We start from the raw sequence: 25680 nt of genomic DNA, 5'->3' as shown, positions 1-25680 counted from the left end.
GGAGTTCTTGTCCCTGGGGGACAGGGCCGCGCACGCGGTGCAGGCATACGTTCTCATCGACAGAGGTAGTGCGTGCTTGGTTCTCGCTCCGCACTACGCACAGTCCATCGTGGTGTGCGCCGGGTGCACGAGACGGACGTCCCGCCCGCGCTTGCGGCCCATCTCGCACAGGGCACGCTTCGTCGCGGCGATGGACCCTGCACCAGGGCCCGCACGTCCTCGCCATCCCCGGCACCGGCAACCCGGACCACCTCGCGGAGAACGTCGCGGCGGGCGCGCTGCGCCTCACGGCGGACGAACTGACGCGACTGGACGCCCTCCACTTCCGCGCGGGCTGACCCGCCCGGGCCGCCGCCCCTGGGTCCATTTCCTGGACGGCGGCCCCCAGCCGCAGCTCCGGGTCCTGGGTTTCCTGGACGACCGCCTCCAGCCGCAGCCCCGGTCTCCCAGACGGCGGTCCACAGCCGTAGCCCCGGTCCCCGGTCTCCCGTACGGCGGCCCCCAGCCGTAGCCCCGGGCCCCTGTCTCTCGGGCGGCGGCCCCCGTACGAGCGGCCCTCCCATAATGGGTGCGGGGGCACAGCGGTACGAAGGCTCGACTGACTACTATCGTGTAGACGGTTGCCCGGGCCGCACACGAAGACGGGGTGAGGGACGTTCCATGACCGAGGTGAAGGACGAGCGCCGGCCGGCCGGTGAGCTCGAGGCGAGCGTCATGGCCGCACTGTGGGCCGCCGGCGCCCCGCAGACGCCCGGCCAGGTCCAGCTGCGCCTCGGCGCCGACCTGGCCCGTACGACGGTGACCACGATCCTCACCCGGCTGTACGACAAGGGCGTCGTCGAGCGGCACCGTCAGGGCCGCGGCTACGCCTACCTCCCGGTTCGGGACGTCCAGGACGCGCACGGCCTCACCGCCCGCCGGATGCACAGCGAACTGGACCGGGACAGCGACCGTGAGACGGTTCTCGCCCGCTTCGTCGCCCAGCTCAGCCCCGACGACGAACGGATCCTGCGGGACCTGCTCGAATCCGACGAACGATGACCGCACTCCTCCTGCTGCCCCTGCTGCTGCCGTTGGCCCTGCCGGCCCTGGCCCGCCGGGCCCTTGACCGGCTGGCCCCGGTCGCCGCGCTGTGGGCCGTCACCGCCTGTGCGGTCGTCCTCGCCGGCTGCTCGCTGGCCGCGCTCGGCTCGTTCGTGCTCATCGGGCTGCTCAAGGTCCCGCTCTTCGCCGCGCTCGGCGAGCTGATCCACCCGCTGCGCACCGCCTCGGACCTCGTCGTGCTGCCGGCCGCCGCGACCTCCGTGGGCGCGCTCGCCGTCTGCGGCTGGACCCTCGTGCGCTCGGTGCTGCACCAGACCCGTGCCTTCCGTGCGGCCCGTACGGAGGCCGGACGCGGTCCCTCGGCCGGCGACCTGTGCGTGGTGGACTCGCCCCGCCCGGACGCCTACGCGCTGCCCGGCCGCCCGCACCGCATCGTCGTCACCACCGCGATGCTGCGCAGCCTGGACGGTCCCGAGCGAGAGGCGCTGTTCGCGCACGAGCGGGCGCACAACGACGGTCACCACCACTACTTCCTCGCCGCCGCCGAGCTCGCCGCGCACTGCCATCCGGCGCTCCGCCCGGTCCGCGGGACCATACGCCTCGCCGCCGAGCGCGCCGCCGACGAGGCCGCCGCCGCCAGCGTCGGCGACCGGCGTCTGACCGCCCGCGCCATCGCCCGAGCGGCCCTCGCCGGACAGGCGGCCCGCTCCCAGCGCCCCGACTTCGCACCAGCCGCGACCACCGGCCCCGTCCCGCAGCGCGTCCAGGCACTGCTGGCCGCTCCGCTCGTGCCCCGGGCCGGCCGTGCGATCGCGGCGCTCCTCATCGCCTGCACGGCCGTCTCCTGCGCCGCCTCGGTCACCGGCCTGGCCGATGTCCACCACCGGGTGGAGGTCGCCCAGGGTGACGAGCGGCCCTGACCGAACCCCTCCGCTGACACCTGGACGAAGCCGCACGGCAACGCGCGTAGACCCGGACTGGCGCGCATGAGGTTTTACGTATAACCTCACGCGCTAACCACCACACCGGAAGGTTCCGATGCCACGCGTCGCCCTGGTCACCCTCGTCGTCGACGACTACGACGAGGCCATCCGCTTCTACACCGAGGCCCTCGGCTTCCGGCTCGCCGAGGACGCCCCGCGCCCCGACGGCTCCCGCTGGGTCGTCGTGGAGCCGGGCGGCCCCGGCCCTGGCACCGGACTGCTGCTGGCCCGCGCCAAGGACGAGGCCCAGCGGGCCCGCGTCGGCGACCAGACCGGCGGACGCGTCGGGTTCTTCCTGCACACCGACGACTTCGCCCGCGACCACGCCCGGATGACCGCGGCCGGCGTGACCTTCCTGGAGGAGCCGCGGCACGAGCCGTACGGCACCGTCGCCGTCTTCCAGGACCTGTACGGCAACCGCTGGGACCTGCTCCAGCCCGCCAATCACTGACAGCACCGCACCACCTGCCGAGGAAGCGAAACCCCATGACCGCGCGCATCGACACCGAGACCCTCCGCCGGCTGCCCAAGGCCGTGCTGCACGACCACCTCGACGGCGGACTGCGCCCCGCCACCGTCGTCGAACTCGCGGCGGAGATCGGTCACACCCTGCCCACCACCGACCCCGACGAGCTGGCCGCCTGGTACTTCGAGGCCGCCAACTCCGGCGACCTGGTCCGCTACATAGCCACCTTCGAGCACACCCTCGCCGTCATGCAGACCCGTGAGGGCCTGCTGCGCACCGCCGAGGAGTACGTGCTGGACCTCGCCGCCGACGGTGTCGTCTACGCCGAGGTGCGCTACGCCCCCGAGCTGAACACGCCGGGCGGGCTGACGATGCGCGAGGTCGTGGGGACCGTGCAGGAGGGGCTGGCCGCCGGTATGGCCAAGGCGGCCGCCGCCGGCACCCCCGTACGAGTCGGCACCCTGCTGTGCGGCATGCGGATGTTCGACCGGGTCCGCGAGGCCGCCGACCTGGCCGTGGCCTACCGCGACGCCGGTGTCGTCGGCTTCGACATCGCCGGCGCCGAGGACGGCTTCCCGCCCGCCGACCACCTGGAGGCCTTCGAGCACCTGCGCCGCGAGAGCGTGCCCTTCACCATCCACGCGGGCGAGGCGCACGGCCTGCCCAGCATCCACCAGGCCCTGCAGGTGTGCGGCGCCCAGCGCATCGGCCACGGCGTGCGCCTGACCGAGGACATCGTGGACGGCAAGCTCGGCCGGCTCGCCTCCTGGGTGCGCGACCGCCGGATCGCCCTGGAGATGTGCCCCACCTCCAACCTCCAGACCGGCTGCGCCACCTCGATCGCCGAGCACCCGATCACGGCCCTGAAGGACATCGGCTTCCGGGTCACCCTCAACACCGACAACCGTCTGGTGTCGGGGACGACGATGACCCGGGAGATGTCCCTGCTGGTCGAGGAGGCCGGCTGGACGGTCGAGGACCTGCGCACGGTCACGGTGAACGCCCTCAAGAGCGCCTTCCTCCCGTTCGACGAGCGGAAGGCGTTGATCGAGGACGTGGTCCTGCCGGGTTACGCGGCCGCGCTCTGAACGAGCCCCCTGAGGTAGGCGGCCTGTCCGATGTGCTGAAGGTCGTCGGACAGGACGCTCACCAGGCGGACGCCCAGGCTGACCGGGGGATCCCAGCGCTCGTCCACGATCCGTTCGAGGTCCTTGGCGGCGAGGCCGCGCAGGGCGCCGAGGGTCTGTTCGTGCACGGCGTCGTGGTACCCGGTGAGCAGGTCGGCGGACTCGACCCGCACCTTCGCGACCTTGGCCGGGCTGTGCCCGTACCCGGTGTCGTGGCGGGGCAGGTCGAGGCCGAAGCGCTTCTCCCAGCCCTGCGACAGCCACACCTGGTCGAGATCGAAGGCGTCGGCGATGTGGTCGTCCTGCACTCGGGTCAGATGCCAGACGAGCCAGGCGACGGAGTTGGCGTCGGGGGCCGGGCGGTGGTGCAGCGCGTCCGTTCCGAGGCCGTCGAGGGCGGCATGGACTTCTTCCTGGATGCGGCCGTAGCCGTCGATGAGGATGTCCTTTGCATGCATACCGTCCACCATCCCAAACAGCGCGCGCTCACGCGTCCGAAATCCTCCCGTGGAAACCGAGCGGCACCCGCCCGGGCAGGTGCACCCGTGCCACCGGTTCGCCGGTGAAGTCCTGGGCGGCCAGGATCACCAGGTCGGCGGCACCCTGGTCCGGGTCGTGGACGTACGCGACCTCGTCCGCCGGGCGGGCCGCCGCCAGGCCGGTGCCCAGGCCGGTGAGCGTGCCCGCCACCGCGAGTCCGGCCGTCCCGCGCAGCACGGTCCGCCGTGTGTGTTCCGCCATGACGTGTCCTCCTGACCGTCGTCGTCCTGGCCGACGGTCCCGAGTCTGCGGTGACGGGCGGCCGGAATCAGGAGGCCTGGGACCCCTCCTGGGGTGGTGCCAGGCCCCCCGTCTCACCGCCGGTCTCCAGGAGCGTGACGAGCGCCCGGGCGGCGGGACTGGTGGCACGGTCCGGCGGCAGCAGCGCCACGGTCTCGTACTCCGTCTCGCCCGTGCCCTTCAGCGGCAGCGCCGTGAGCGAGGGCCGCTTGTGCCGGAAGTGCCGGGGTACGACCGCGATCCCCAGGTTCTCGTCCACCAGGTCCAGCAGGGTGTGCACGTCGTTGACCTCCAGCGCGACCGTGCGCCGGACACCGGTCGCGGCGAACGCGGCGTCGGTGGTGCGGCGCGGGCCCCAGTCCGGGTGGAAGTCCACGAAGACCTCGCCGGCCAGGTCCTCCGGGGTCAGCACCGCGCCCGGCGAGGCCAGCCGGTGCCCGGGGTGGCACAGCACGGTCATCGGCTCGCTCGTCAGCGACACCGAACGCAGCTGGTCGCTGTCCGCCCGGGTGCGGTAGGCGAAGGCGAGGTCGAGCCGGCCGGCCGCCACCTCCTCGGCCAGCGCGCCCGAACCGGCCTGCCGCAGCCGGATCTCCACGTCCGGATGCCGGCCCCGGAACGCGGCCAGCAGCCGGGCCACATGCACCCCGGCGATGCACTGCTCGGTGCCCAGCGCCAGCGTGCCGCGCAGGACGCCCTGCACCGCCGCGACCGCCTCGTGCGCGGCACGGACCTGGGCCAGGATCCGGTCGGCCTCCACCAGCAGCGCCCGCCCCGCCTCGGTGAGCGTCACCCGCCTGGTGGTCCGCACGAACAGCGGCGCCCGCAGCTCCCGCTCCAGCGCCCGGATGGACGCCGACAACCCGGACTGGGACACCATCAGGCGATCGGCGGCCCGGGTGAAATGCTGGTCCTCGGCGACGGCGATGAAATGCTGGAGATGTCGCAGTTCCATGATTGAGAAGTCTAGCCGCTGAATTCCATCGGATTCTTCTGTTGGACCGCTGCCCACCGGGCGGGAAAGAGTGGAAGCGGTTCCAGGAGCCGCAGGCTCCCGGAACCGGGAACACCGTGTGCCAACCCCTCTGGAGTCGCGTTGTACACCGCACACCCCGACCGTTACGCCGATATGCCCTACCGGCGCACCGGACGCAGCGGACTGAAGCTCCCCGCGCTGTCCCTCGGCCTGTGGCACAACTTCGGCCCGGACCGTCCCGCCGAGAACCAGCGGGCCATTTTGCGCCGCGCCTTCGACCTGGGCGTCACGCACTTCGACCTCGCCAACAATTACGGCCCGCCGCCCGGCGCCGCCGAGTCTGCGCTCGGCGAGGCCTTGAAGGCCGACTTCGGGCCGTACCGCGACGAGCTGATCATCTCCACCAAGGCCGGCTACCTGATGTGGCCCGGCCCGTACGGCGAGTGGGGCTCGCGCAAGTACCTGCTGTCCTCGCTCGACCAGAGCCTGAAGCGCATGGGCCTGGACCACGTCGACATCTTCTACTCGCACCGCCCCGACCCGGAGACTCCGCTGGAGGAGACGATGGGCGCCCTGCACTCGGCCGTGCAGCAGGGCAAGGCGCTGTATGTCGGCGTCTCCAACTACTCGGCGGAGCAGACCCGGGAGGCCGCCCGCATCCTCGCCGACCTCGGCACCCCGCTGCTCATCCACCAGCCGCGCTACTCGATGCTCGACCGCCGGCCCGAGGACGAGGGCCTGCTGGACGCCTTGGACGAACTCCAGGCCGGTTCCATCGCCTACTCCCCGCTGGAGCAGGGCCTGCTCACCGGCCGCTACCTCGACGGCATCCCCGAGGACTCGCGGGCCGCGAGCGACAGCCCCTTCCTGAACTCGGACGCGGTAACCGAGGACCTCGTGGCCCGCCTGCGCTCCCTCGACGAGATCGCCAAGTCCCGCGGCCAGACCCTGGCCCAGCTGGCCCTGTCCTGGGTGCTGCGCGGCGGCCGGGTCACCTCGGCGCTGGTCGGCGCGAGCAGCCCGCAGCAGCTGGAGGACAGCGTCGGCACCATCCGCAACCTGGACTTCGACGCCGAGGAACTGGCGCGGATCGACGCGATCGTGCAGGGCTGAGCACCCCGGGCCGGTGGCCGCGGTCAGGAGGTGAGCCGTTCGCTCACCTCCCACAGCCGGGCCGCCACCTCCGGGTCGACGGCGTACGGCAGCACGCCGGGCTCTCCCGGTTCCGCCCTCCATACGGCCTCGCTCTCCGGGGCCACCAAGGGGCTGATGTCGCAGTTCTCGCAGTAGAGGCCGCCCAGCCCGTCGAGCCGCGGGCTGGTGGCGCACCACACGCTGGTCGCCGCTCCCTGCGCGACGGTCTTCAGCTGCCTGGCGGGGTCGCGCACCAGCCGGCCCTCCTCGTCGACGGCACCGGCCGCCCGGAGGGCCTCCTCGGGGAGGTGCTTGGCGAGACCGGTGTCCACGATCGTCCCCGGGTGCACGGAGAAGGCCCGCACCCCCTCCGCCCGGCCCCGCCGGTCCAGTTCCACGGCGAAGAGCGCGTTGGCGGTCTTCGACTGGCCGTAGGCGAGGAACGGCTCGTAGGGCCGGTGCTCGAAGTGCAGGTCGTCGAAGACCACGGGGGAGAAGCGGATGCCCCGCGAGGACACCGAGACCACGCGCGCCCCGCGGGCCGCCACCAGAGCGGGCCGGAGCCGGGTCACCAGCCGGAAGTGCCCCAGGTGGTTCGTGGCGAACTGCGCCTCGTAGCCGCGCGCGTCCCGCCGCAGCGGGGTCGCCATGATCCCGGCGCTGTTCACCAGGATGTGCAGCGGGCGCCCGGAGGCCAGGAACGTCTCCGCGAAGGCGTCGACCGAGGCCGGGTCGATCAGGTCCATGTCCTCGACCTCGACGCCCTCCACCTCCTTCAGCGCGGCGCGCGCCCGCTCCGGATCCCGGGCCGGTACGACGACCTCGGCGCCCGCCGCCCGCAGGACGCGGCTCGTCTCCAGGCCGATGCCCGAGTAGCCGCCGGTGACGATCGCGACCTTGCCGGTCAGGTCGACGCCCTCGATGACGTCCTCGGCGGTGGACGCCGGGCCGAAGCCGGAGCGCAGGGGCTGCTGTGCGGTGGTCATGTGGGTGTCTCCTCGGTGTGAGCCGTGAGACCACCGTAGATCCGTCGCTTCGAACGATGAATGCTTGAGAATGCGCACTATTTGCGTGATAGTTCGAGCATGTCCACGGATCCCCTCTCCGACGCCCTCGCCGTCGCGGACGCGCGCGGGGTGTTCTCCGGCGGCTTCACAGCCGACGGGCGCTGGGCGATCCGGCTGCGGGGGCGCGACAAGCTGAAGGTGAACGTCGTGGCGCGGGGCGGCTGTCTGCTCGTCGCCGAGGGCGGCGCCGACCCCGTCGCCCTGTCCGAGGGCGATGTCGTGGTCTCCGACGGGCGGCGATCGTACGTGCTGTGCAGCGAGCCCGGACTGGAGCCGGTCGAACCGGCTCAGGTCGCCGTGGATCCGCACACCAGCATGGCGGCGCTCGGCGGGGGAGAGGAGGTGGTGTGCGTCTCCGGGCACATCGACCTCAGCCGGGACAGCGGGGACCTGCTGCGCCGGGCCCTGCCCGAGCTGATCCACGTGCGCGCCACCGCGGCGGAGGCGCCGGTGCTGCGCTGGCTCACCGGACAGCTGATGCGGGAGATGGCCGACGGCCGGGCCGGTTCCTCCTTCTCCTCGGACCATCTCGCCCAGTTGATGTTCCTCCAAGTGCTGCGGGCGTGCCTGAGCGAGGCCGCGGGCCTGCCGGCCGGCTGGCTGCGGGCGCTGGCCGACGAGCGGCTGGCCCCCGCCCTGCGCCTGATGCACGCCGACCCGGCCCACCCCTGGCGGCTGGAGGAGCTGGCGCGCGCCGCCGCGATGTCCCGCACCACCTTCGCCGTGCGCTTCCGGGAGGCCGCGGGCGTGCCGCCGCTGACCTATCTGCAGAACTGGCGCATGAGCCTGGCCGCCCGTGCCCTCAGGCAGGACTCCGTGCCGGTGGCGGAACTGGCCCGCTCGGTCGGTTACAGCTCCGAGAGCGCCTTCAGCAACGCCTTCAAGCGCACCGTCGGCGTCGCACCCCGCCGCTACCGGGAGTCGGTCGTCAGCTGAGCCGTTCCGCCAGGCGTACGGTCACGGTGTCGCCCTCCCGCTTGCCGATCGCCTTCCGGATGTCGGCCTTCACGGGGAGCTTGTGCCGGCCGTCGCCCAGGGCCATGAACGAACTTCGAAACGGGATACCGTCGACCGTGCCGCGGACCTTGACCAGGCCGCGGGTGCCGAAGAACTCGGCCGAGCGCGGCCAGACCACATAGGTCCAGCCGCCGCTCTTCCGGCTCTTCTCCAGGACCGCGGTGAACTCCACGTCCACCGGATTGCTCGTCCGCATGATGTTTCTCCGTCCTGCTCCGCGCGCGGAGCTCTGCCGGGTCGTCGTTCACCGGGACAGACCGCCGCGCGCGGTGGAACTCATCGCGGCCAGGCGGTGTCAGGCACCGGCCGGCACCCGGTCCAGAAAGCCCAGCACCTGCCGGATCCGGCCCTCGTCGTCCAGCGTGACGACGTCGAACCCGGCCACCGGCGCCGAGCCGTCGGCCTGGTTCACCAGCTCCCAGCCGAAGCGCGCGGTGTCGTGGTGTCCGTCCACCGCACCGAGCGGGCGGAAGACGAAACCGGGGAACTGCTCGTGCGCCGCCGCGATCACGGCCATGACGGCCTCGTGACCGCGGACGTCGGCGAGCGGGTCGGTGTAGCCGCCGTCGGCGGTCCAGGCGGCGGCGACCGCCTTCTTCAGCGCCTCCGGCTCGGTGGCGTTCCAGGCCTCGAAGTAACGGGCGGCGGCGCTCGCGTAACGGTCGGTGTTCACGGACATGGTGATCAGCCTCCATCGAGGTCGTAACTGCTGATTAGTGCAGGTCAGAGCCGGATCCGGGGCTTCGCCGATCCGGTGTGACCACCATGCCGGAGCACCGAGGGGCGGGTCGATTACCTGCCTGGTAATGCCCCGGGTGCGAACGCGCCGGTGTGTTCCGGCCAGAACCGGCGGTGAATATGCCAAGAGACTGGCCGGAAAGTCGTGGTGACTGTGTTTCAGGAGTGGCGATACTCGAACATCAGGGGCACTTCACCGCACAGGAGCCGCACGGAGAGCGAGGCCGGGCCGGGCGAAACCAGTGAGGCGACGGGGGAGTGAGACGTGCACGACGAATTCCTGTGCCATGTCACGGCGTACGGCATGTGCGACGGCCGGCGCATCGGGGTACCGCTCGGCACCTATCGCGCGCCCACACTGGCCCTGGCCCTGTGGTGGCTGCGCGACCGTGCCTCCTGGATCGCCGAGCGCCTGGACCCGAGCCCGGAGGACCCCGCCTTCCCGGTGGGCGCGCTGGTGCCGGTCGCGGACCCGGTGCCCGACGTGCCCGCCCTGCTGCGCGCCTGGTGCGCCGACGACGTCCGGCAGGGGCTGGTGGCCGACGAGCTGGCCGGCGGACGGCTGGTGCGGATCGCCGCCAGCGACGACACCACCGAGTACGAACTGCTCGCCGAGTCCGTCGACGCGCTGCGCATGCAGCGCACCCTGCCGGCGCTCGTCGTGCCCGTGGCCTGACACGTGTCCGTCGCCGGTACCGCACCCCGATTCCAGGCGCACATGTGGACGAATCGGTAGAATTCTACCCATGGCGGAGCGGCCCATCGCCCCGACGGCGCCCGAACTCGTCCTGGAGACCGACACGGGCTCCACGGTCATGAGCCCGGACCACGACTACCACGTCGGACGCGACCCGTTGAGCGACATCGTCCTCGACGATGCCCGGGTCTCGTGGCACCACGCCGTGCTGCGCTGCGCTCACGACCGCTGGACCCTGACGGACCGGCACAGCACCAACGGCACCTACGCCGACGGCCGCCGGATCAGCGAGTGTGGCGTACGCCCCGGCAGCGTGATCCGCTTCGGCAATCCCACCGACGGTCCCCGCGCGGCCCTCGCCGCTGCCCCGCGGCCCGCCCCCGACCGTCCCTCCGCAGTGTCGCTTCCCCAGCTGACCGGCACCTTCCGCCGGCCCAGCAGTGTCCGCCCGCTGCCCGTGCGCTCGATCCGCATCGGCCGGGCCGCCGACAACGACCTGGTGGTGAACGACCTGGTCGTCTCCCGCCGCCACGCCGAACTGTGCGCCCACAGCGACGGCACGTACGAGATCGTCGACCTCGGCAGCCACAACCGCACCTACCTCAACGGCCGGCCCGTCACCCGTGCCCCCATGGGTCCCGGCGACATCGTCGGCATCGGCCACTCCGCGTTCTGCCTGGTCGGCGACGAACTCCAGGAGTACGTCGACACCGGCGAGATCTCCCTCGACGCCCAGGACCTCACCGTCGCCGTGGACGGCGGACGCAAGGTGCTCCTCGACCGCGTGTCCTTCCCGGTGGGCGAGAAGTGCCTGCTCGCGGTGGTCGGACCGAGCGGCGCCGGCAAATCGACGCTGCTGAACGCGCTGACCGGGCAGCGGCCCGCCGACCGCGGCACCGTCCTGTACGACGGCCGCGACCTCTACAGCGACTTCGCCGAACTGCGTCAGCGCATCGGACTGGTCCCGCAGGACGACATCCTGCACCCTCAGCTCACCGTGCGTGACGCCCTGATCTACGCCGCCGAACTGCGCTTCCCCGAGGACACCGCCGCGGCCGAGCGGCGGGCCCGGGTGGACGAGGTGATCCGGGAACTCGGCCTCGAACAGCGCGCCGACCAGCCCGTGCACAGCCTCTCCGGCGGCCAGCGCAAGCGGGTCAGCGTGGCCCTGGAGCTGCTCACCAAACCCTCGCTGCTCTTCCTGGACGAGCCGACCTCCGGCCTCGACCCCGGCATGGACCGGTCGGTGATGAACATGCTTCGCGGCCTCGCCGACGACGGCCGCACTGTCGTCGTGGTCACCCACAGCGTCCTCAGCCTCGGCGTCTGCGACCGCCTCCTGGTGCTCGCCCCCGGCGGCAAGGTGGCCTACTACGGGCCGCCGGGCGACGCCCTCGCCTTCTTCGGCTTCGAACAGTGGCCGGAGGCCTTCGAGGCCTTCGACCGTGACCCGGAGCGCGACTGGGCCCGGGAGTACCGTGAGTCGCCGTTCCACCGGCACTACGTCGCCGAGGCCACCACCCAGCCCCACCATCCGGGCCCGGCCCCCGTCTCCCCGGCACCGCCGCCCCGCCCACGCGGCTGGGGCGCCCAACTCGGCACCCTGGTCCGCCGTTACGCGGCCGTCCTCAGCTCCGACCGCACCTTCCTGCTCGTCATGATCGCCCTGCCGTTCGTCATGGGCGCCATGGCCCGCGCCCTGGCCGGCGGCCGGCTCGCCCGGGACACCGCGATGAACGCGCTGCTCATCCTGTGCGTCGGCGCCGTGCTCACCGGCGCCGCCAACGCGGTGCGCGAACTCGTCAAGGAACGCGTCGTCTACCAGCGCGAACGCGCCGTCGGCCTGCCCCGTTCGGCCTATCTGATGTCCAAGATCGTGGTGCTCGGCGCGATCAGCGTCGTCCAGGCCGTCGTCCTCACCCTGGTCGCCCTGCTCGGCGTAGACCTGAACACTCCCGGCGGCCGGGGCGTCCTGCTGCCGCCGCTCGTGGAGATCACCCTGGCCGCCGCCCTGCTCGCGTTCACCGCGATGATGCTCGGCCTGCTGGTCTCCGCGGTGGTGCGCAAAGAGGAGGTGACGATGCCGCTGCTGGTGCTGCTCGCCATCGTCCAGGTCGTCTTCTGCGGTGCCCTGCTCCCACTCAACGGTGTGCCGGGCCTGGAGCAGCTGTCCTGGCTCGTGCCCTCCCGCTGGGCGCTCGGCGCCATGGCCGGCACGGTCGGGCTGTCCCGGATCGTCCCGGGCAACCTGACCGCCGACCCTCTCTTCCGGCACTCGACGGGCGTCTGGCTGCTCGATATGGCCATGCTGGTGGTGCTCTCCGTCCTCTACGGGCTCATGGTCGCCCGGCTGCTGCGCCGGCACGAGCCCGCCGTGATGCGGAAGTAGGCGAGCGCGATGGCACACACGCGGAAGCAGGCGCCCCGATGAGCAGAGCGGCCAGTACCGGATTCCAGCCCACGCACGTCGTGCCGCGGCGCGGCATGCCCGCCTGGGAGTCCCCCGACCCGGCCCGGCCCACCGTGCCCCTCGACCCGCTGCTGCCGGTCGAGCTCGTGGAGCGGCGCGGCGACTGGGCGTACATCCGCTGTGCCAACGGATGGGGCGCCTGGGTCGACGGCCGCCGGCTCGTCGCCGTACCCGAGGACCCGCCCGCCGCCGACGGCCCGGCCGGTACCGCCGATCCGCGACCGCTCCTGACCCGTGCCGAACAGGCCCTGGCCGACTACCGGTCCGCGGTGGAGGAACTGGCCGCCGGCACCCTGGACGGCGAGGACTTCGAGGACCGTACCGGGGGCCTCAGGCTCGGTATCGTCGTCGACGGGGAGTCCATGTGGCTGTACGACCCGGAGGAGGGCCGCTGGGTGTACGGCGACGGACGGCGGCTGAGCACCTACGCCACCGACCGCGAGGTCACCGGCGAGGACGCCGCCGGGCACGCCCCGACCCGGCTCGTCGCGCCCGAGGGTGAGCGCTGATGGCGCGCGAGACCAGCCTGTTCTCCGGCCGGCCCTCGGAACTGATCGGCCGGCAGATCGCGAACTACCGCATCGAGAGCGAGATCGGGCGCGGTGGCATGGCCGTCGTCTACCGCGCCCGCGACCTGCGCCTGGACCGCACGATCGCCCTCAAGCTGCTCGCCCCCGAACTTGCCCGCAACGACACCTTCCGCAAGCGTTTCACCCATGAGTCCCAGGTGGCCGCGGCGATCGACCACCCGCACATCGTGCCGGTCTTCGAGGCCGGCGAGACCGACGGGGTGCTCTACATCGCCATGCGGCACGTCTCCGGCAGCGACCTGCGCCATGTCCTCGACCAGCGTGGACCGCTGCCGTTGGCCGATGCCGTGCGGATCGCCGCGCAGGTGGCGTCCGCCCTCGACGCCGCCCACGAGCACGGCCTGGTGCACCGGGATGTCAAACCGGGAAACATCCTGGTCGCCGAGGGCATCGACACCGACCACCCCGAGCACGTCTACCTCACCGACTTCGGGCTCACCAAGAAGTCGCTGTCCCTGACCGGCTTCACCAGCGTCGGCCAGTTCGTCGGCACCCTCGACTATGTGGCCCCCGAGCAGATCTCCGGCCGCCCGGTCGACGGCCGCTGCGACGTCTACGGCCTGGCCTGCGTCGTCTACGAGAGCCTCGCCGGCCGGCCCCCGTTCCTGCGCGACGACGACATGGCGCTGCTCTGGGCCCACCAGTACGACGAGCCGCCCCCGCCGAGCGAGGCCCGCACCGGCCTCGACCCCGCGGTGGATCCGGTCTTCGCCAAGGCCCTGGCCAAGAGCCCGGACGCCCGCTACGACACTTGCCTCGCCTTCGTCGCCGCCCTGCGCGCCACCATGGCGACCGGCGGGGGCCAGGCCGACGTCCGCCGGGCGCAGGAGCCCGACACGCGGACGGACCACACGGCGGCGGCCGAGCCTCCGAGTCCCCCGCACTGGGCGGACCCGGTGTACCGGGCGGACGAGACAGCGCGAAACCCCGCCTGAGACCACCCACCGTGCCGCCTCCGGCCGGAAGGAAGCCTTCGCTGATCCGGCCGTCGACCGGCCGGATCACCCGCCCGGACCGCCCACCTCGCCCCGCCGCCGCACCCGCCGGGCCAGCAGGCCGCCCAGGAACCCGGCGGCCAGTCCCCACAGCGCGCCCAGGCCCACCGCCTGCCACAGCTGGGGTCTGAGGAACAGTTCTCCGGACAGCCCGCCGCCCACGTCGCCGATGCCGAGCAGGGAGAGTCCGTAGTGCGCCGAGATGCGGCCCGTCAGGCAGATCATCAGGATCGTGAGCGCGAGCGCCACGGCCAGGTGAACGGCGTGCTGCCACAGGCGGATCCGGGCCGGTGAGCTCGCCGCCATCCGGAAGGCCACGGCCAGCAGCAGGATCGCGTCCACGGCCACCAGCCACCACCACCGGCCGTCGTAGTCGGTGAGCGAGCCGAGGTTCAGCGCGGAGACGTCCGGGGTGCGCAGGATCGCGTCCAGGACGTGCGGCACCGGCAGTCCGAACGGGCCGTCCACGCGGCCGTTCCAGGTCGCTCCCATGCCGATGGTGAGGGCCAGCCAGGCCAGATTCGGCAGACCGAGCAGGATCAGCGCGAAGGCCGCCGGGGCGTTCTCCCGGGTCGCCGCCGTGATCAGCGCGGCGACCAGGCCGATGACGACGTACGCGAGGAGCAGCACCACCATGGCGTGCGCCGCCGGGCGCACTGACTCCTGGAACCGCAGCAGCCGCCCCGGCAGCGGCGACCCGCGCGCGACCAGCAGCGCCAGCACCAGCACCCCGGCCAGCCACAGCAGGCCGAACAGCACCGTCAGCGGCACGTCCGTGCTGAAGCCGACCCGGGGGGCGGCGTCGAACAGGCCGGTCAGGTCGCTGAGGGTGCCGCTGCCCACGTCGACGGCGAAGGTCTGCCGGGCACCGAGGGCCAGGCCGATCAGCACGAGCAGCCACAGCACCGCGATCCGGGCGGCCCAGCCGGCCAGTTCTCCGGCCGAGGCGACCGCCCGGTGCCGCAACGGGCGCAGGAAGCCCGCGCCGATCGCCAGCGCGCCGGCCAGGGTCACCGACAGCGGGATCACGGTGACCCCGGCCCGGGTCTGCGCCAGCACGCCCGCGTTGCCGGAGAGTTCCACGCTGCCGCCGACCGCCGTCACCAGGGTCGCGGCCACCACCCGCGGGAACGCGCCGTCCGGCAGGTCACCCGCTCCGGCCGCCCACAGTCCCAGCGCCGCCACCAACACCATGACGGCCAGCCCGGTCAGCACCGTGACCACGGCCTGCGCCCAGCCGTGACGGGTGGTGGGCCGCTGGGAGACGGACGGAACGCTCACGGTTGACACGCTATGCAGCGGCCGGGCCCCCCGCCCGTCGGGTGGGCCGTTCGCGTCGGCTTGCGAGCCTCACCGTCCTGCGACACACAATGGGATCAACGTGCAGCCAAATGCACTCAACGGGACTTGACCGAGAAAAGCCGCGTATCGCACCGCGTATCGCGACGATCGCGACGGGAAGAAGTGCTCGTGAGCGCCGAACCTCCGTCCTCGGGCCGTCCGACCGGGCCGCCCTCCGGCCCGCTGTCGGGTTCCTCCCGGCCCCCGTCCGGGCCACCGCCCTCCCAACCGCCGGGTGGCGGCGCAGCCTGGGGACCTCACGGGCCGTGGTGGAAGTCCGTGCCGCGGGTGGCGGCCATCAGCGCCGCCGTCGTCGCCGCCGTAGTCCTCGCGGTGGTCTTCACCCGGCCGGGTGGCGGCTCCGCCAAGGGCGGCGAGGTCTTCCTGCAGTCCGCGAACAGCAGCGGCCAGGACCCGTTCACGGAATCCACCGCGAAGCAGAGTTCCGCCCCGCCCCCGCCCTCCGCCTCCGCCGTTCCCAGCGGCACGACCAGCGCGGTGCAGGGAGTCGACGGCGGAGCGCCCGGCCTGTACGGCGGCACCAGTCATACTCCCGCCTGCGACGTGGAGAAGCAGATCAGGTACCTCCAGGCCGACCAGGGCAAGGAGAAGGCCTTCGCCTCCGTGGCCGGCGTACAGCCCTCCGGTGTGCCCGTCTATCTGCGCTCGCTGACCCCGGTTCAGCTGCGCGTCGACACCCGGGTCACCAACCACGGCTACCGCAACGGGGCCGCCACCAGCTACCAGTCGGTCCTCCAGGCGGGTACCGCCGTGCTGGTGGACAACCACGGCGTCCCCCGCGTGCGCTGCGCCTGCGGCAACCCGCTGAACCCGCCGGTCGCCCAGAAGAGCACGCCGAAGCTGGTGGGCCCCCGCTGGCCGTCGTACCGGCCCTCGAACGTGGTCGTGGTGACGCCCGCGCCGACGGTCGTCAACGTCTTCGTGCTCTACGACAGCCACCACAAGGACTGGATCCACCGTCAGCGCGGTGACCAGTACGGCCGGCACGACGAGCACGCCACGCCGCCGAAGCTCCCGCACCCCTGGACCCCGTCCCGGCCTCCGTCCCCGACGTGCCCGCCCGGTTCGAAGCACTGCCCGTCCACACCGGGCAAGCCGAGCCCGTCGACGTCGTCCTCGTCGTCGTCCCCGTCAAATTCCTCCTCGTCCTCTTCGCCTTCCTCTTCCTCGTCCTCACCGTCGTCCTCGTCCCCGTCGTCGTCCGCTTCGTCCTCCGAGTCCTCACCGTCGGAATCGAAGTCGTCGGAATCGACGTCACCGTCCGAATCGAAGTCTTCGGAGTCGCAGACGTCGCAGTCGTCGGAGTCGAAGTCGACCGAGCCGTCCTCCGCCGAGCCGGCGTCGCCGTCCGCGGGCTCTCCATCGGCCCAGACCTCCAGCGAGAAGTCGTCTGAGCAGCACACGACCGGCTCCGCTCAGGTGTCCTCGGAGAGTTCCGCTCCGGGCCAGGCGACCCCGGGGACACCCGGCGAGTCGGGGGCGATCACGCCCACGCAGCAGGAGCCGCAGGGATCACCCTCGGAGTGAGCGGTCGCGGCGCCCGGCGGTGTGACCATCGCCACTGCGCGCGCCGGGCGAACGCCCAAGGGACTGCCGCGCCCGGTACGGGGTACGAGGACAGGTGCAGCAGGCGGCCGGCCGGGCCGGCTTTCCGAGAGAGACAGCATGACCAAGCACCTGGGCGAGGCAGTCATACCGACTGACTTCGACGTACCCGTGGAGCCACTGTGGCGCGCGGCCCACTACACCGGCGAACCCGGTTGCATCGCCGAGGCGCGCGCCTTCGCCTCCCGGTTTCTGGAGCAGCTGCGCACCGAGTGGTGCGCCGTCGCCGACCGCCGCGCCTACGGTGAGCTGCTCCTGGTGGTGACCGAACTCGTCACCAACGCCGACCGGCACAGCAACGGCCCGTACATCCTGGAACTGGAAGGCACCGACAGTGCCATCACGGTGTGCGTCTACGACAGCAGCACCGCCCTGCCCCGCAGATACCCCCGGGACCCCGAACGCGTCGGACGGCACGGTATGGAGATCGTGTACGCCCTGGCCTCGGAGGTCAGCGCGGAGCGCGTACCCGTGGGAAAGCGGGTACGCGTCCGCTTCGAACTGAACCGCTGAACCGGACCGGGGCGCCGTCTCAGACGCGGTCGAGTTCGCCGAGCATCCCCTCGCGCAGCCGGGTGATGATCCGCTTGATGAGCCGGGACACGTGCATCTGGGAGCAGCCGAGCCGTTCCCCGATCTGCGCCTGGGTGGCCTCCTCGACGAACCGCAGATGGATGATCTGCCGGTCCCGCTCGCTCAGCTCCGCCATCAGCGGGGCGAGCGCCTGGAAGTCCTCGACGAGCCGCAGCCCCTCCTCCTCCACGCCGATGAAGTCGGCGAGCACCGCCTCGCCGTCCTCCGGCCCGTCGCCGGTGAGCGCGGCGTCCAGGGACGCGGAGTTGTACCCGTTGGAGGCGAGCTGGGCCTCGACCACCTCGTGCTCGGAGATGTTCATCAGGGTCGCCAGCTCGGCCACCGTCGGGTCCCGGTCCAGCCGGCTGGACAGCTCCTCGCGCGCCTTGGCCAGCTCCACCCGCAGCTCCTGGAGCCGGCGCGGCACGTGGACCGCCCATGTGGTGTCCCGGAAGAACCGCTTGATCTCACCGACGATGTACGGGAGCGCGAAGGAGGTGAACTCCACCTCGCGGGCCAGCTCGAACCGGTCGATGGCCTTGATCAGGCCGATCATGCCGGTCTGGACGATGTCCTCCATGTCGTCGCCGCGGCCCCGGAACCGTCCGGCAGCGAACCGCACCAGCGACATGTTCATCTCAATGAGGGTGTTGCGCGCGTACTGGTACTCGTGCGTGCCCTCCTCCAGCTCGGTCAGCCGGCGGAAGAACTGCCGGGACAGCTCCCGTGCGTCACGGGGTGCGACGGACGCAGGGTCCGCGATGCCAGGCACTGATACCGCTACCTCGCCCGTCCTGCCCTGCGCGGTGCTCTCGGAGACCTCTGCTTCCGACCGGATCCCGGCGGTGTTCATTACCTCTCCCACGAAAGTCACGGTTCTGCGTCTGCCTCGACGGCCTCTATGTGTCTATTCGATGCAGTTTGTCTGCTTTACCCATAACCCGGTGCTTCATACCTAGCGGCGGTGGTGCTCACGGGGCGGGTACCCCCCGTCACGCCGCGCATGCACACGCGGATGCCGATCCGGGAATCGGCCGGCGCCCGTCCGGAAGGCCCGTTTTCCCTCAGGGCGCAATGCCGGGCCCTTGTCCCACGGCTTCCGGCTCCTAGGCTGACGGGGGTGAGCAACCAGGTGAGCGACGAAGCCCGAGTGATCCCCCTGCGACCGGCGCCGGCCCGCCCCGCGAAGCCCGGGGTCGAGCCCGCGGTGGACAAGGAGCCGCTGTGGCGCGATCTGGTCGGCGAGGTGCTGCGCCGTGAGCGGCGGGCACAGGAGCGCACCCTCAAGGACGTGGCCGACGAGGCGAGAATCTCGCTGCCCTACCTGTCCGAGATCGAGCGCGGCCGCAAAGAAGCCTCCTCGGAGGTCCTCGCGGCCGCGGCACACGCCCTCGGCCTGGGCCTCGGCGACCTGCTCTCACTGGCACACGGCGAGCTGACCGGGCGCACAGGCGCGCCGCGCCGGCCGGCCGCCGCGCCGCCCCGTCCCTACAACGGCCTCTGCCTGGCTTCCTGACCCGGCGGCCGGGTCACTTCTCGCGGAGCTGCCGGAAGAACACCCGGACGTCGTCGAGCAGCAGGTCCGGCTCCTCCAGGGCCGCGAAGTGGCCGCCCCGGTCGAACTCCGTCCAGCGCACGAGGTTCTCGGTCCGCTCCGCCTTGTGCCGCAACGGCATCTGGGGGTCGGCCGGGAACACGGCCAGCGCGGTCGGCGCCGTCGACGGCTCGGCCGGTTGCCACGCCCGGTCGCCGGTGGTGTGGGCCCGCTCGTAGTAGATACGGGCGGACGAACCGGCCGTACCGGTCAGCCAGTACAGCATCACGTTGGTCAGCAGCCGGTCCCTGTCCACCGCCTCCTCCGGCAGCTCCTCGCAGTCCGTCCACTCCCGGAACTTCTCGACGATCCAGGCGAGTTGACCGACGGGCGAGTCCGTCAGGGCGTAGCCGAGGGTGTGTGGACGGGTGGACTGCAGGCCCGCGTACCCGGCGCCGTCACGGATCCACGCGTCCCACCGGCGCCAGGACCGCAGGGTCCGCTCCCGCTCCTCGGGACCGAGGGCGGCCAGCTCCTCCTCGGTCGGCGCGGTGGCCGCCTGTGCGCCCGGCAGCAGATTGAGGTGGACGCCGATCACCCGCTCCGGATGCACGCGCCCCAGCTCGCGCGAGATCCCCGCGCCCCAGTCGCCGCCCTGCAGCCCGAACCGCTCGTAGCCGAGCCGCCGCATCAGTTCCGCCCAGGCGTCGGCCACCCGGCGTGCCTCCCAGCCCCGCTCGGTGGTGGGCCCGGACAGCCCGAAGCCGGGAATGCTCGGCACGACGACATGGAAGGCGTCCGCCGCGTCGCCGCCGTGTGCCACCGGGTCGGTGAGGGGACCGACCACATCCAGGAACTCCACGATGGAGCCCGGCCAGCCATGGGTGATCACCAGCGGCGTCGCCGTCGGCTCCGGGGAGCGGATGTGGGCGAAGTGGACCTGGGCTCCGTCGATGGTGGTGGTGAACTGCGGCCACCGGTTCAGCTCGGCCTCGGCGGCCCGCCAGTCGTACTCGTGCCGCCAGTACCGCACCAGCTCCCGCAGATACCCGGCCGGGACGCCGTACTCCCAGCCGGCCCCCGGCAGCTCGGCCGGCCAGCGGGTGCGGGCGAGCCGGTCGTACAGGTCGTCGAGGTCGCTCTGCGGTACCGACAGCCGGAAGGGCTCGATGGGTTCGGCAGGTGTGGAGGTCATGATCGGGATGCTAGGCGGGGGCGCCGTTCACCCGCCCGGATTATTCGCCGGCGCGACCGATGAGTTTCGCCGCGAGGGCCGGTCGACACTGGTGACCGCGTTCCCCCGCCAAGGAGGTACTCATGACCACCGACGGATTCTTCACCTGTCTCTGGTTCGACGGCCAGGCCGAGGAGGCCGCCGAGTTCTACGTGTCGGTCTTCAAGAACTCCAGCCTCGGCCGGGTCAGCCGCTACACCGACTCCGCTCCCGGTGAGACCGGCTCCGTGCTGACCGTCGAGTTCACGGCCAACGGCCAGAAGTTCGTCGCGCTCAACGGCGGCCCCCAGTTCAAGTTCAACGAAGCCATCTCCTTCCAGATCCTGTGCGCCGACCAGGCCGAGATCGACCACTACTGGGCCAAGCTCACCGAGAACGGCGGCGAGGGCGGCCCCTGCGGCTGGCTCAAGGACAGGTTCGGCGTCTCCTGGCAGGTCGTCTACGACCGGATGCCCGAGATCCTCCACGACCCCGACCCGGAGAAGGTCGACCGCACCATGAAGGCCATGATGGGCATGGGCAAACTGGACGTCGCCGCGCTGGACAAGGCGTACGCGGGGGAGTAGCGGCGGACTCCCGGGAGTCCGCGACCGTCACCCGGCCTCGGCGAGGACCTCGGTGATCACATGCCGGGAGTTCTCCACCAGGGCCGGGTTGGTGTCCCAGTAGTACGGCAGCTGGATCAGGGAGATCGACAGCGCCCAGCCCCGCCCCCGCGCCCACTCCGCGTCGTCGGCGCCGACGGCCTTGCGGAAGGTGTCCCGGACGGAGACGGGCAGCAGGTTCCAGGCCACGATCAGATCCACGGCCGGGTCACCCACCCCCGCACAGCCGAAGTCGAGGACCGCGCTCAGCCGGCCTTCGTCGACCAGCACGTTCCCGGGGGAGAGGTCCCCGTGGGCCCACACCGGCGGCCCCGCGTGCCCGGGGGCCCGCAGGGACTCCTCCCACAGAGTCGTGACCGCGCCGGAGTCGACCCGTGCGCCCAGCTCGGCGACGGCCGCCCGGGTGGGCTCGTCCCGGTCGCGCAGCGGGCCGCCCCGGTAACCGGGCGGTCCGTCCTGCGGGTCGATCCGGCGCAGCGCGCGCACGAACGCCGCCAGGTCCTCGGCGAGCCGTTCCGGCTCCCGCGCGGCGCCGGCCACCGGATTGCGTCCCCGAAGCCAGCGGTACACGGACCAGGGCCACGGATAGCCCTCGTCCGGCTCGCCGATGCCCACCGGCTCGGGCACGGCGACCGGCAGCAGCGGCCCGAGCCGGGGCAGCCAGCGCTGCTCCAGCTGCAGGTCCGGTACGGCGCCGGGCCGCCGGGGCAGCCGTACCAGCAGGTCGGTGCCCAGCCGGAACATGGCGTTCTCGGTCCCGGAGGACGGCAGCCGGCGTACCGGCAGCGCGGCCCACCGCGGGAACCGGCGGGCGATCAGGCGCTCGACCAGCGGGGCGTCGAGGTCGGCCTCGTCCGCGTGCATCCTCGGCGGAGTCTGGCTGTCGTGGGGGCTCATGGCGGCCCATCCCAGCGCCTCGGCGCCCTCGCTGTCGACGGAATTTCCTCCGGGGCCCGGACTCAGACCCGGTCGGCAGCGATCAGCAGGTACTGGAAGCTGCCGTTGCGGTAGGCGTCCAGGAAGGTGTCCTCGATGCCCGTGACCAGATGGTCGGCCTTGCTGCGCAGGTCCCAGTAGGGGACCGTCGCCTCGGTCAGGTCCTCGACGTGCACCGGCACCAGGCGGTTGCGGGCCATCGCCTTGAAGTACTCCGAGCGCGGGTGGATGTCGCAGATGTAGTGGGCGTTGATGAGTGACACCTCGCGCGAGGCCTGCCCGTAGGTGTCGTTGTAGCAGCCGGTGATCACCACATAGCGTCCGCCGCGGCGCAGCAGCCGGGCGTGCTCGGCGAACAGCAGGTCCAGCTCGACGTACATGGTGGACTCGTTGTTCCACGAGGCCGCGTAATCGCCGGTCTCGAAGCCGGTGTCGAGCATGTTGCGGTGGTGGTAGCGCACCTTGTCGTCGATGCCCCGGGCGCGGGCCTGCTCGTTCGCGAACTCGGCCTGCTTGGCGGAGATGGTGACCCCGTCGGCGTGGCAGCCGTACCGCAGATGCGCCACGACACTGCCGCCGCCCCGGCCACAGCCGGCGTCGAAGACCCGGTCGGCGGGGGCCAGCGGGCCGAGGTGCGCGGCGAGCAGCTCGGCCTGGGCGTGTTCCAGGCGGTGCAGTTCGGCGGTGACGCGTTCCCGGCGCCGGTGCGGGTCGGGCTCGTCGAGCACCGACCGGTCGGCCTCTCCGATGCCGTAGTGATGGTGGTACAGGTCGTCGATCTTGCCGAGTTCGAGGTTGACCGGGTTCTCCTCGGCGTTCCAGTAGTCCGCGACCCGGTTCTGGTAGACGGACTGGGTCGGGATCGCAACGGGCGTGGTCCGGGCGACGGGGGCGGTGGTCAAAGGTGGCTCCTCGCGCATGTGGCGGTGTTCGTCGTGCATGTGACGGTGTTTCGGGAGAGGGCGGTCACCAGTAGTCGGGCAGGTGGTAGCGGTGGCTGTTGGTGGCGTGCCACTCGTGGTTGCCGGACACCCAGGCGGCGAGCCCCCGGGCGTAGCGCTCCACCAGGGGCGAGGTGGCCGACAGCAGGGCCGATTCCTCCTCGAAGGCCGCCATGATCCGGTTGTGGATCTCGACGGACTTCAGATAGGCGGCCTTCAGCCCGCGCCGCTCGTTGGCGGCGACGACCTGCGGCAGGTTGAGATGGTCGGGGTCGCCGGCCAGTTCCTTGGTGAAGGAGTACAGGTCGTTGACGATCGTGGTGGCGTTGCAGGCGAGGGCCGTGATCCGCTGGATCTCGGGACGGGCGTAGATCTGCTCGGGCAGCTCGTAGCCGTCCACGGCGTCGACGATCGACAGACAGGGGCGGAAGTTGTTGAACTGCCGCATCACCAGGTACTCCCAGATCCGCGGCTTGTACCGCGTCTCCGCCCAGGCGGCCTCCGCGAGGTAGCCCAGGTGCAGCCGGGCGATGTCGTGCACGAACCGGTCGGTCTGGCTGGGCGTGGCGAAGCCGGCGAAGTCCTCCAGGGCGAAGTGGTACGACCGCAGCGGACCGTCGGCCCGCATGCCCTGGCGCCACTCCTCCTCCACCTCCGGGACGCCGTGGTAAGGATCGAGCGCCGACTGGGCCATGATCAGCCGGCCGCCGAGGCCACGACGTGCCCCGCCCCGGCCCTCGTCCTCCTCGCAGTAGCAGGAGTCGACGATGTTCTCGGCGAGCAGCAGTTTCCCGGCGGCCGTGAGGCGGTCCAGGTCCAGCGCGCCCGGATGCTGCAGGACGACGGCCCGGCCGAACTGGAAGCCGGAGAAGTCCCCCTTCCAGGCCTTCGGGAACAGATCCAGGCCACGCGCCCAGGTCTCCAGCCGGCGGTCCACCTCGGCGGCCTTGACCGGGTCGGCGGGCACGGCCGGCTGGTGGTGCAGTCCGGGAATGGCCCCGGTGCGGCGGGGTCTGCGCAGGCTCGCGGCGATGTCGGGCGGCCCCGGCAGGGTGTGGGAGGGGGCGGGCGAGCTCGTGGTCTGCTCGGACGTCATTCGGGGAACCGGCCGATCTGGACGTTCTCCAGGATCCCGGCCGCGTCCGGCACGAGGATCGCCATCGAGTAGTAGGCGGTCACGAGGTAGCTGATGATCGCGGCCGAGTCGATGCCCATGAACCGGACGTTCAGCCCCGGCTGGAACTCCTCCGGGATGCCGGTCTGGTAGAGGCCGATCACGCCCTGGTCGGCCTCGCCGGTGCGCAGCGCGATGATGCTCGTGGTGTGGTCGTCGCTGATCGGGATCTTGCCGCACGGGAAGATCGGCACCCCGCGCCAGGCCGGCACCTCGTGGCCGTCGACGCTCGCGGTGCCGGGCACCAGGCCGCGCCGGTTGCACTGCCGGAAGAACGCCGCGATCGCCTTGGGATGGGCGAGGAACACCTTGGTCTTGCGGCGCATCGACAGCAGCTCGTCCATGTCGTCCGGCACCGGCGGGCCGGCGAAGGTGCTGATCCGCTGGCCGTAGTCGACGTTGTGCAGCAGCCCGAACTCCCGGTTGTTGACCAGCTCCCACTCCTGGCGCTCGCGGATCTCCTCGACCGTGAGCCGGAGCTGCTGCTGGGTCTGGTCCATCGGGTGGTTGTAGAGGTCGGCGACCCGGGTGTGCACCCGCACCACGGTCTGGGTGAGGGACAACTCGTATTCGCGCGGGGCGAGTTCGTAGTCCACGAAGCCACCGGGCAGCGTGGGTTCGCCGACATGACCGGCCTGCACCGGCACCTCGGCCTCGCCCTTGCGGTTCATCGGCCGCTGCTGCCGCTCGACATGGGCCCGCAGGTGCTCGGCGAGGGACGGGACGCGCTCGGTGAACTCCCGCACGACGGCCCAGGGCAGCGCGAGCACCACCCCCGCCGTCTCCGCCCGCACCGAGGCCAGCCACAGCGGGTCGGACTGCCCGACCGCCTCGTCGCCCATCTGGTCGCCGTCGGTGACGACCCCGGTGATCTCCTCGTCGCCGTACTTGCCTGCGGTGTAGCGCGTGAACCGGCCGTGGACGACCAGATAGGCCTCCGTCACGGGCTGGCCGGCCTCGAACAGCACCTGCCCGGCGCGCACCTCCCGGGGCTGGAAGCGGCCGGCGATCTCCCGCAGCACCTCGCCGTCGGGGTAGCCGCGCAGGATCGGCAGCTCGGTCAGCGTCTCCGGGACGACCCGGATGTCGTCGGCGCCGTTCTGCTCGAAGTGCACCCGGCCGCGGCCCGTGCGCAGCGTCAGACGGCGGTTGACCCGGTAGGTGCCGCCCCTGACATCCACCCACGGCAGGGACTTCAGCAGCCATCGCGAGGTGATGGCCTGCATCTGCGGTTCGGACTTGGTGGTGGTGGTCAGCTGGCGTGCCGCCCGGGTGCTCAGGCTGGTGAGCTGCCCGTCGGCCGCGGGGTCGGGGGCGGGTTCGTCGACGGCGGAACCGGTGGCGGTGTCCGGTGTGGTCACATTCCCTCCAGCGGAGCTGCGTGCGAACGGGGACGGCCGGATCGCCGGGTGGTGAGCGTGGTGATCCTGCACCCGGGCCAAGCCAAACAGTCCTCCTGAGGTGCCCGATACAGCGCGAAGGGGGCTGATCATGACACTCGAGGGCGTAAACCTGCCGATCGGGGCACGACCGGCAAACGGTGTGATCGCCCGCCGGTGCACTGCGCCCCCGGCCGGCGTCTGCGCGCGCCCGGGTGGTGCCCCCCGAGGCACTCGGGAGAGGCCGTCGACC

Annotated in this window: 25 protein-coding genes and 4 pseudogenes; 15 read left to right on the top strand and 14 right to left on the bottom strand. The window is 71.9% G+C overall.

The features are described 5' to 3' along the window. Positions 1-195, bottom strand: a pseudogene (locus AB0M27_RS27210) (zinc ribbon domain-containing protein); the annotation flags it as partial. Here AB0M27_RS27210 and AB0M27_RS27205 point away from each other — a divergent pair. From AB0M27_RS27205 to AB0M27_RS27185, 5 genes and pseudogenes are all read left to right on the top strand, one after another. Then, positions 192-338 (top strand): annotated as a pseudogene (locus AB0M27_RS27205) (aldo/keto reductase); the annotation flags it as partial. The pseudogenes AB0M27_RS27210 and AB0M27_RS27205 sit on opposite strands and share 4 nt — an antisense overlap. A 322-nt stretch (positions 339-660) precedes the next feature. Continuing rightward, entirely contained in the window at positions 661-1041 is a 381-nt protein-coding gene (locus AB0M27_RS27200; RefSeq protein WP_365724983.1) for a BlaI/MecI/CopY family transcriptional regulator, read from the top strand. Then, positions 1038-1964 (top strand): M48 family metalloprotease, encoded by a 927-nt coding sequence (locus AB0M27_RS27195; protein WP_365724981.1) that lies wholly within the window; start codon positions 1038-1040, stop codon positions 1962-1964. The genes AB0M27_RS27200 and AB0M27_RS27195 overlap by 4 nt, the downstream gene beginning before the upstream one ends. A gap of 118 nt (positions 1965-2082) precedes the next feature. After that, a complete protein-coding gene (locus AB0M27_RS27190) occupies positions 2083-2478 on the top strand; it encodes a VOC family protein (protein WP_365724979.1) in 396 nt (131 codons plus the stop codon). A 35-nt stretch (positions 2479-2513) separates the two neighbouring features. Continuing rightward, entirely contained in the window at positions 2514-3581 is a 1068-nt protein-coding gene (locus AB0M27_RS27185) for an adenosine deaminase (RefSeq protein ID WP_365724976.1), read from the top strand. Here AB0M27_RS27185 and AB0M27_RS27180 read toward each other — a convergent pair. The 3 genes and pseudogenes from AB0M27_RS27180 to AB0M27_RS27170 form a co-directional block, all read right to left on the bottom strand. Beyond that, complete coding sequence (locus AB0M27_RS27180) at positions 3563-4078, bottom strand: DUF664 domain-containing protein (protein ID WP_365724974.1); 516 nt, start codon at positions 4076-4078, stop codon at positions 3563-3565. The genes AB0M27_RS27185 and AB0M27_RS27180 overlap by 19 nt on opposite strands. 28 nt (positions 4079-4106) lie before the next feature. Then, a pseudogene (locus AB0M27_RS27175) lies at positions 4107-4250 on the bottom strand (carotenoid oxygenase family protein); the annotation flags it as partial. 178 nt (positions 4251-4428) lie between these two features. Continuing rightward, complete coding sequence (locus AB0M27_RS27170; RefSeq protein WP_365724972.1) at positions 4429-5355, bottom strand: LysR substrate-binding domain-containing protein; 927 nt, start codon at positions 5353-5355, stop codon at positions 4429-4431. A gap of 141 nt (positions 5356-5496) precedes the next feature. On the opposite strand from AB0M27_RS27170, the gene mgrA reads away from it, so the two are divergent. Next, complete coding sequence (gene mgrA, locus AB0M27_RS27165) at positions 5497-6489, top strand: L-glyceraldehyde 3-phosphate reductase (RefSeq protein ID WP_365724971.1); 993 nt, start codon at positions 5497-5499, stop codon at positions 6487-6489. A gap of 23 nt (positions 6490-6512) precedes the next feature. Here mgrA and AB0M27_RS27160 read toward each other — a convergent pair whose 3' ends face one another. Continuing rightward, on the bottom strand, positions 6513-7496 hold the full coding sequence (locus tag AB0M27_RS27160; protein ID WP_365724969.1) for an oxidoreductase: 984 nt from the start codon (positions 7494-7496) through the stop codon (positions 6513-6515). Between the two features lie 99 nt (positions 7497-7595). Between AB0M27_RS27160 and AB0M27_RS27155 the strand changes: the two genes are divergently transcribed. Then, entirely contained in the window at positions 7596-8513 is a 918-nt protein-coding gene (locus AB0M27_RS27155; RefSeq protein WP_365724968.1) for an AraC family transcriptional regulator, read from the top strand. On the opposite strand, the gene AB0M27_RS27150 is transcribed toward AB0M27_RS27155, so the two are convergent. Next, positions 8506-8790 carry a DUF1905 domain-containing protein gene (locus AB0M27_RS27150; protein ID WP_365724966.1) on the bottom strand — a complete coding sequence of 95 codons (285 nt, stop codon included), beginning with the start codon at positions 8788-8790 and terminating at the stop codon, positions 8506-8508. The genes AB0M27_RS27155 and AB0M27_RS27150 overlap by 8 nt on opposite strands. A gap of 99 nt (positions 8791-8889) precedes the next feature. After that, complete coding sequence (locus AB0M27_RS27145; protein WP_365724965.1) at positions 8890-9273, bottom strand: nuclear transport factor 2 family protein; 384 nt, start codon at positions 9271-9273, stop codon at positions 8890-8892. Between the two features lie 324 nt (positions 9274-9597). Here AB0M27_RS27145 and AB0M27_RS27140 point away from each other — a divergent pair, with 324 nt between their 5' ends. The 4 genes from AB0M27_RS27140 to AB0M27_RS27125 all read left to right on the top strand — a co-directional run bounded on the left by AB0M27_RS27140 (position 9598) and on the right by AB0M27_RS27125 (position 14024). Then, complete coding sequence (locus tag AB0M27_RS27140) at positions 9598-10008, top strand: hypothetical protein (protein WP_365724963.1); 411 nt, start codon at positions 9598-9600, stop codon at positions 10006-10008. Between the two features lie 70 nt (positions 10009-10078). Continuing rightward, positions 10079-12418 carry an FHA domain-containing protein gene (locus AB0M27_RS27135; RefSeq protein ID WP_365724961.1) on the top strand — a complete coding sequence of 780 codons (2340 nt, stop codon included), beginning with the start codon at positions 10079-10081 and terminating at the stop codon, positions 12416-12418. 38 nt (positions 12419-12456) lie between these two features. Further along, positions 12457-13008 carry a hypothetical protein gene (locus AB0M27_RS27130; protein WP_365724959.1) on the top strand — a complete coding sequence of 184 codons (552 nt, stop codon included), beginning with the start codon at positions 12457-12459 and terminating at the stop codon, positions 13006-13008. Then, the gene (locus tag AB0M27_RS27125; protein ID WP_365724958.1) at positions 13008-14024 is read left to right on the top strand and encodes a serine/threonine-protein kinase; all 1017 of its coding nucleotides are present in this window, start codon (positions 13008-13010) and stop codon (positions 14022-14024) included. The genes AB0M27_RS27130 and AB0M27_RS27125 overlap by 1 nt, the downstream gene beginning before the upstream one ends. 66 nt (positions 14025-14090) lie before the next feature. Here the strand turns inward: AB0M27_RS27125 and AB0M27_RS27120 are convergent, their stop codons facing one another. Further along, a complete protein-coding gene (locus tag AB0M27_RS27120) occupies positions 14091-15365 on the bottom strand; it encodes a streptophobe family protein (protein ID WP_365724956.1) in 1275 nt (424 codons plus the stop codon). Positions 15366-15554: 189 nt separating this feature from the next. Here AB0M27_RS27120 and AB0M27_RS27115 point away from each other — a divergent pair. Both AB0M27_RS27115 and AB0M27_RS27110 read left to right on the top strand, forming a co-directional pair. After that, positions 15555-16664: pseudogene (locus AB0M27_RS27115) on the top strand (DUF6777 domain-containing protein); the annotation flags it as partial. 447 nt (positions 16665-17111) lie between these two features. Continuing rightward, complete coding sequence (locus AB0M27_RS27110; protein WP_365724954.1) at positions 17112-17564, top strand: ATP-binding protein; 453 nt, start codon at positions 17112-17114, stop codon at positions 17562-17564. Positions 17565-17583: 19 nt separating this feature from the next. Here AB0M27_RS27110 and AB0M27_RS27105 read toward each other — a convergent pair whose 3' ends face one another. Beyond that, positions 17584-18477, bottom strand: a complete 894-nt coding sequence (locus AB0M27_RS27105) for an RNA polymerase sigma factor SigF (protein ID WP_365725002.1) — start codon at positions 18475-18477, stop codon at positions 17584-17586. A gap of 267 nt (positions 18478-18744) precedes the next feature. Between AB0M27_RS27105 and AB0M27_RS27100 the strand changes: the two genes are divergently transcribed. After that, positions 18745-19140 (top strand): helix-turn-helix transcriptional regulator, encoded by a 396-nt coding sequence (locus tag AB0M27_RS27100; RefSeq protein WP_365724952.1) that lies wholly within the window; start codon positions 18745-18747, stop codon positions 19138-19140. A gap of 13 nt (positions 19141-19153) precedes the next feature. Here the strand turns inward: AB0M27_RS27100 and AB0M27_RS27095 are convergent, their stop codons facing one another. Further along, on the bottom strand, positions 19154-20353 hold the full coding sequence (locus AB0M27_RS27095) for an epoxide hydrolase family protein (RefSeq protein WP_365724950.1): 1200 nt from the start codon (positions 20351-20353) through the stop codon (positions 19154-19156). A 122-nt stretch (positions 20354-20475) separates the two neighbouring features. Between AB0M27_RS27095 and AB0M27_RS27090 the strand changes: the two genes are divergently transcribed. Then, positions 20476-20958 carry a VOC family protein gene (locus AB0M27_RS27090; RefSeq protein WP_365724948.1) on the top strand — a complete coding sequence of 161 codons (483 nt, stop codon included), beginning with the start codon at positions 20476-20478 and terminating at the stop codon, positions 20956-20958. Between the two features lie 27 nt (positions 20959-20985). Here the strand turns inward: AB0M27_RS27090 and AB0M27_RS27085 are convergent, their stop codons facing one another. The 4 genes from AB0M27_RS27085 to AB0M27_RS27070 all read right to left on the bottom strand — a co-directional run bounded on the left by AB0M27_RS27085 (position 20986) and on the right by AB0M27_RS27070 (position 25409). Continuing rightward, positions 20986-21894, bottom strand: coding sequence for an aminoglycoside phosphotransferase family protein (locus tag AB0M27_RS27085; protein ID WP_365724946.1), 909 nt, complete (start codon positions 21892-21894; stop codon positions 20986-20988). Between the two features lie 62 nt (positions 21895-21956). Beyond that, positions 21957-22853, bottom strand: a complete 897-nt coding sequence (locus tag AB0M27_RS27080; RefSeq protein ID WP_365725000.1) for a geranyl diphosphate 2-C-methyltransferase — start codon at positions 22851-22853, stop codon at positions 21957-21959. Positions 22854-22899: 46 nt separating this feature from the next. Next, on the bottom strand, positions 22900-23970 hold the full coding sequence (locus AB0M27_RS27075) for a family 2 encapsulin nanocompartment cargo protein terpene cyclase (RefSeq protein ID WP_365724944.1): 1071 nt from the start codon (positions 23968-23970) through the stop codon (positions 22900-22902). Beyond that, entirely contained in the window at positions 23967-25409 is a 1443-nt protein-coding gene (locus AB0M27_RS27070; protein WP_365724941.1) for a family 2B encapsulin nanocompartment shell protein, read from the bottom strand. Before AB0M27_RS27070 ends, AB0M27_RS27075 begins: the two co-directional genes overlap by 4 nt. Positions 25410-25680 lie beyond the last annotated feature (271 nt).

Source organism: Streptomyces sp. NPDC052107 (assembly GCF_040680215.1).
Lineage (GTDB): Bacteria > Actinomycetota > Actinomycetes > Streptomycetales > Streptomycetaceae > Streptomyces.
The sequence above is the reverse complement of the archived record's forward strand: the minus strand, read 5'-3'. Positions and strand labels throughout refer to the sequence as shown.

What these genes read in the sequence shown, in the direction of transcription:
- AB0M27_RS27200 (WP_365724983.1), top strand. Translation starts at nt 661, where the DNA reads ATGACCGAGGTGAAGGACGAGCGCCGGCCGGCCGGTGAGCTCGAGGCG.
- AB0M27_RS27195 (WP_365724981.1), top strand. Translation starts at nt 1,038, where the DNA reads ATGACCGCACTCCTCCTGCTGCCCCTGCTGCTGCCGTTGGCCCTGCCG.
- AB0M27_RS27190 (WP_365724979.1), top strand. Translation starts at nt 2,083, where the DNA reads ATGCCACGCGTCGCCCTGGTCACCCTCGTCGTCGACGACTACGACGAG.
- AB0M27_RS27185 (WP_365724976.1), top strand. Translation starts at nt 2,514, where the DNA reads ATGACCGCGCGCATCGACACCGAGACCCTCCGCCGGCTGCCCAAGGCC.
- AB0M27_RS27180 (WP_365724974.1), bottom strand. Translation starts at nt 4,078, where the DNA reads ATGCATGCAAAGGACATCCTCATCGACGGCTACGGCCGCATCCAGGAA.
- AB0M27_RS27170 (WP_365724972.1), bottom strand. Translation starts at nt 5,355, where the DNA reads ATGGAACTGCGACATCTCCAGCATTTCATCGCCGTCGCCGAGGACCAG.
- AB0M27_RS27160 (WP_365724969.1), bottom strand. Translation starts at nt 7,496, where the DNA reads ATGACCACCGCACAGCAGCCCCTGCGCTCCGGCTTCGGCCCGGCGTCC.
- AB0M27_RS27155 (WP_365724968.1), top strand. Translation starts at nt 7,596, where the DNA reads ATGTCCACGGATCCCCTCTCCGACGCCCTCGCCGTCGCGGACGCGCGC.
- AB0M27_RS27150 (WP_365724966.1), bottom strand. Translation starts at nt 8,790, where the DNA reads ATGCGGACGAGCAATCCGGTGGACGTGGAGTTCACCGCGGTCCTGGAG.
- AB0M27_RS27145 (WP_365724965.1), bottom strand. Translation starts at nt 9,273, where the DNA reads ATGTCCGTGAACACCGACCGTTACGCGAGCGCCGCCGCCCGTTACTTC.
- AB0M27_RS27135 (WP_365724961.1), top strand. Translation starts at nt 10,079, where the DNA reads ATGGCGGAGCGGCCCATCGCCCCGACGGCGCCCGAACTCGTCCTGGAG.
- AB0M27_RS27130 (WP_365724959.1), top strand. Translation starts at nt 12,457, where the DNA reads ATGAGCAGAGCGGCCAGTACCGGATTCCAGCCCACGCACGTCGTGCCG.
- AB0M27_RS27125 (WP_365724958.1), top strand. Translation starts at nt 13,008, where the DNA reads ATGGCGCGCGAGACCAGCCTGTTCTCCGGCCGGCCCTCGGAACTGATC.
- AB0M27_RS27110 (WP_365724954.1), top strand. Translation starts at nt 17,112, where the DNA reads ATGACCAAGCACCTGGGCGAGGCAGTCATACCGACTGACTTCGACGTA.
- AB0M27_RS27105 (WP_365725002.1), bottom strand. Translation starts at nt 18,477, where the DNA reads ATGAACACCGCCGGGATCCGGTCGGAAGCAGAGGTCTCCGAGAGCACC.
- AB0M27_RS27095 (WP_365724950.1), bottom strand. Translation starts at nt 20,353, where the DNA reads ATGACCTCCACACCTGCCGAACCCATCGAGCCCTTCCGGCTGTCGGTA.
- AB0M27_RS27090 (WP_365724948.1), top strand. Translation starts at nt 20,476, where the DNA reads ATGACCACCGACGGATTCTTCACCTGTCTCTGGTTCGACGGCCAGGCC.
- AB0M27_RS27085 (WP_365724946.1), bottom strand. Translation starts at nt 21,894, where the DNA reads ATGAGCCCCCACGACAGCCAGACTCCGCCGAGGATGCACGCGGACGAG.
- AB0M27_RS27080 (WP_365725000.1), bottom strand. Translation starts at nt 22,853, where the DNA reads ATGCGCGAGGAGCCACCTTTGACCACCGCCCCCGTCGCCCGGACCACG.
- AB0M27_RS27075 (WP_365724944.1), bottom strand. Translation starts at nt 23,970, where the DNA reads ATGACGTCCGAGCAGACCACGAGCTCGCCCGCCCCCTCCCACACCCTG.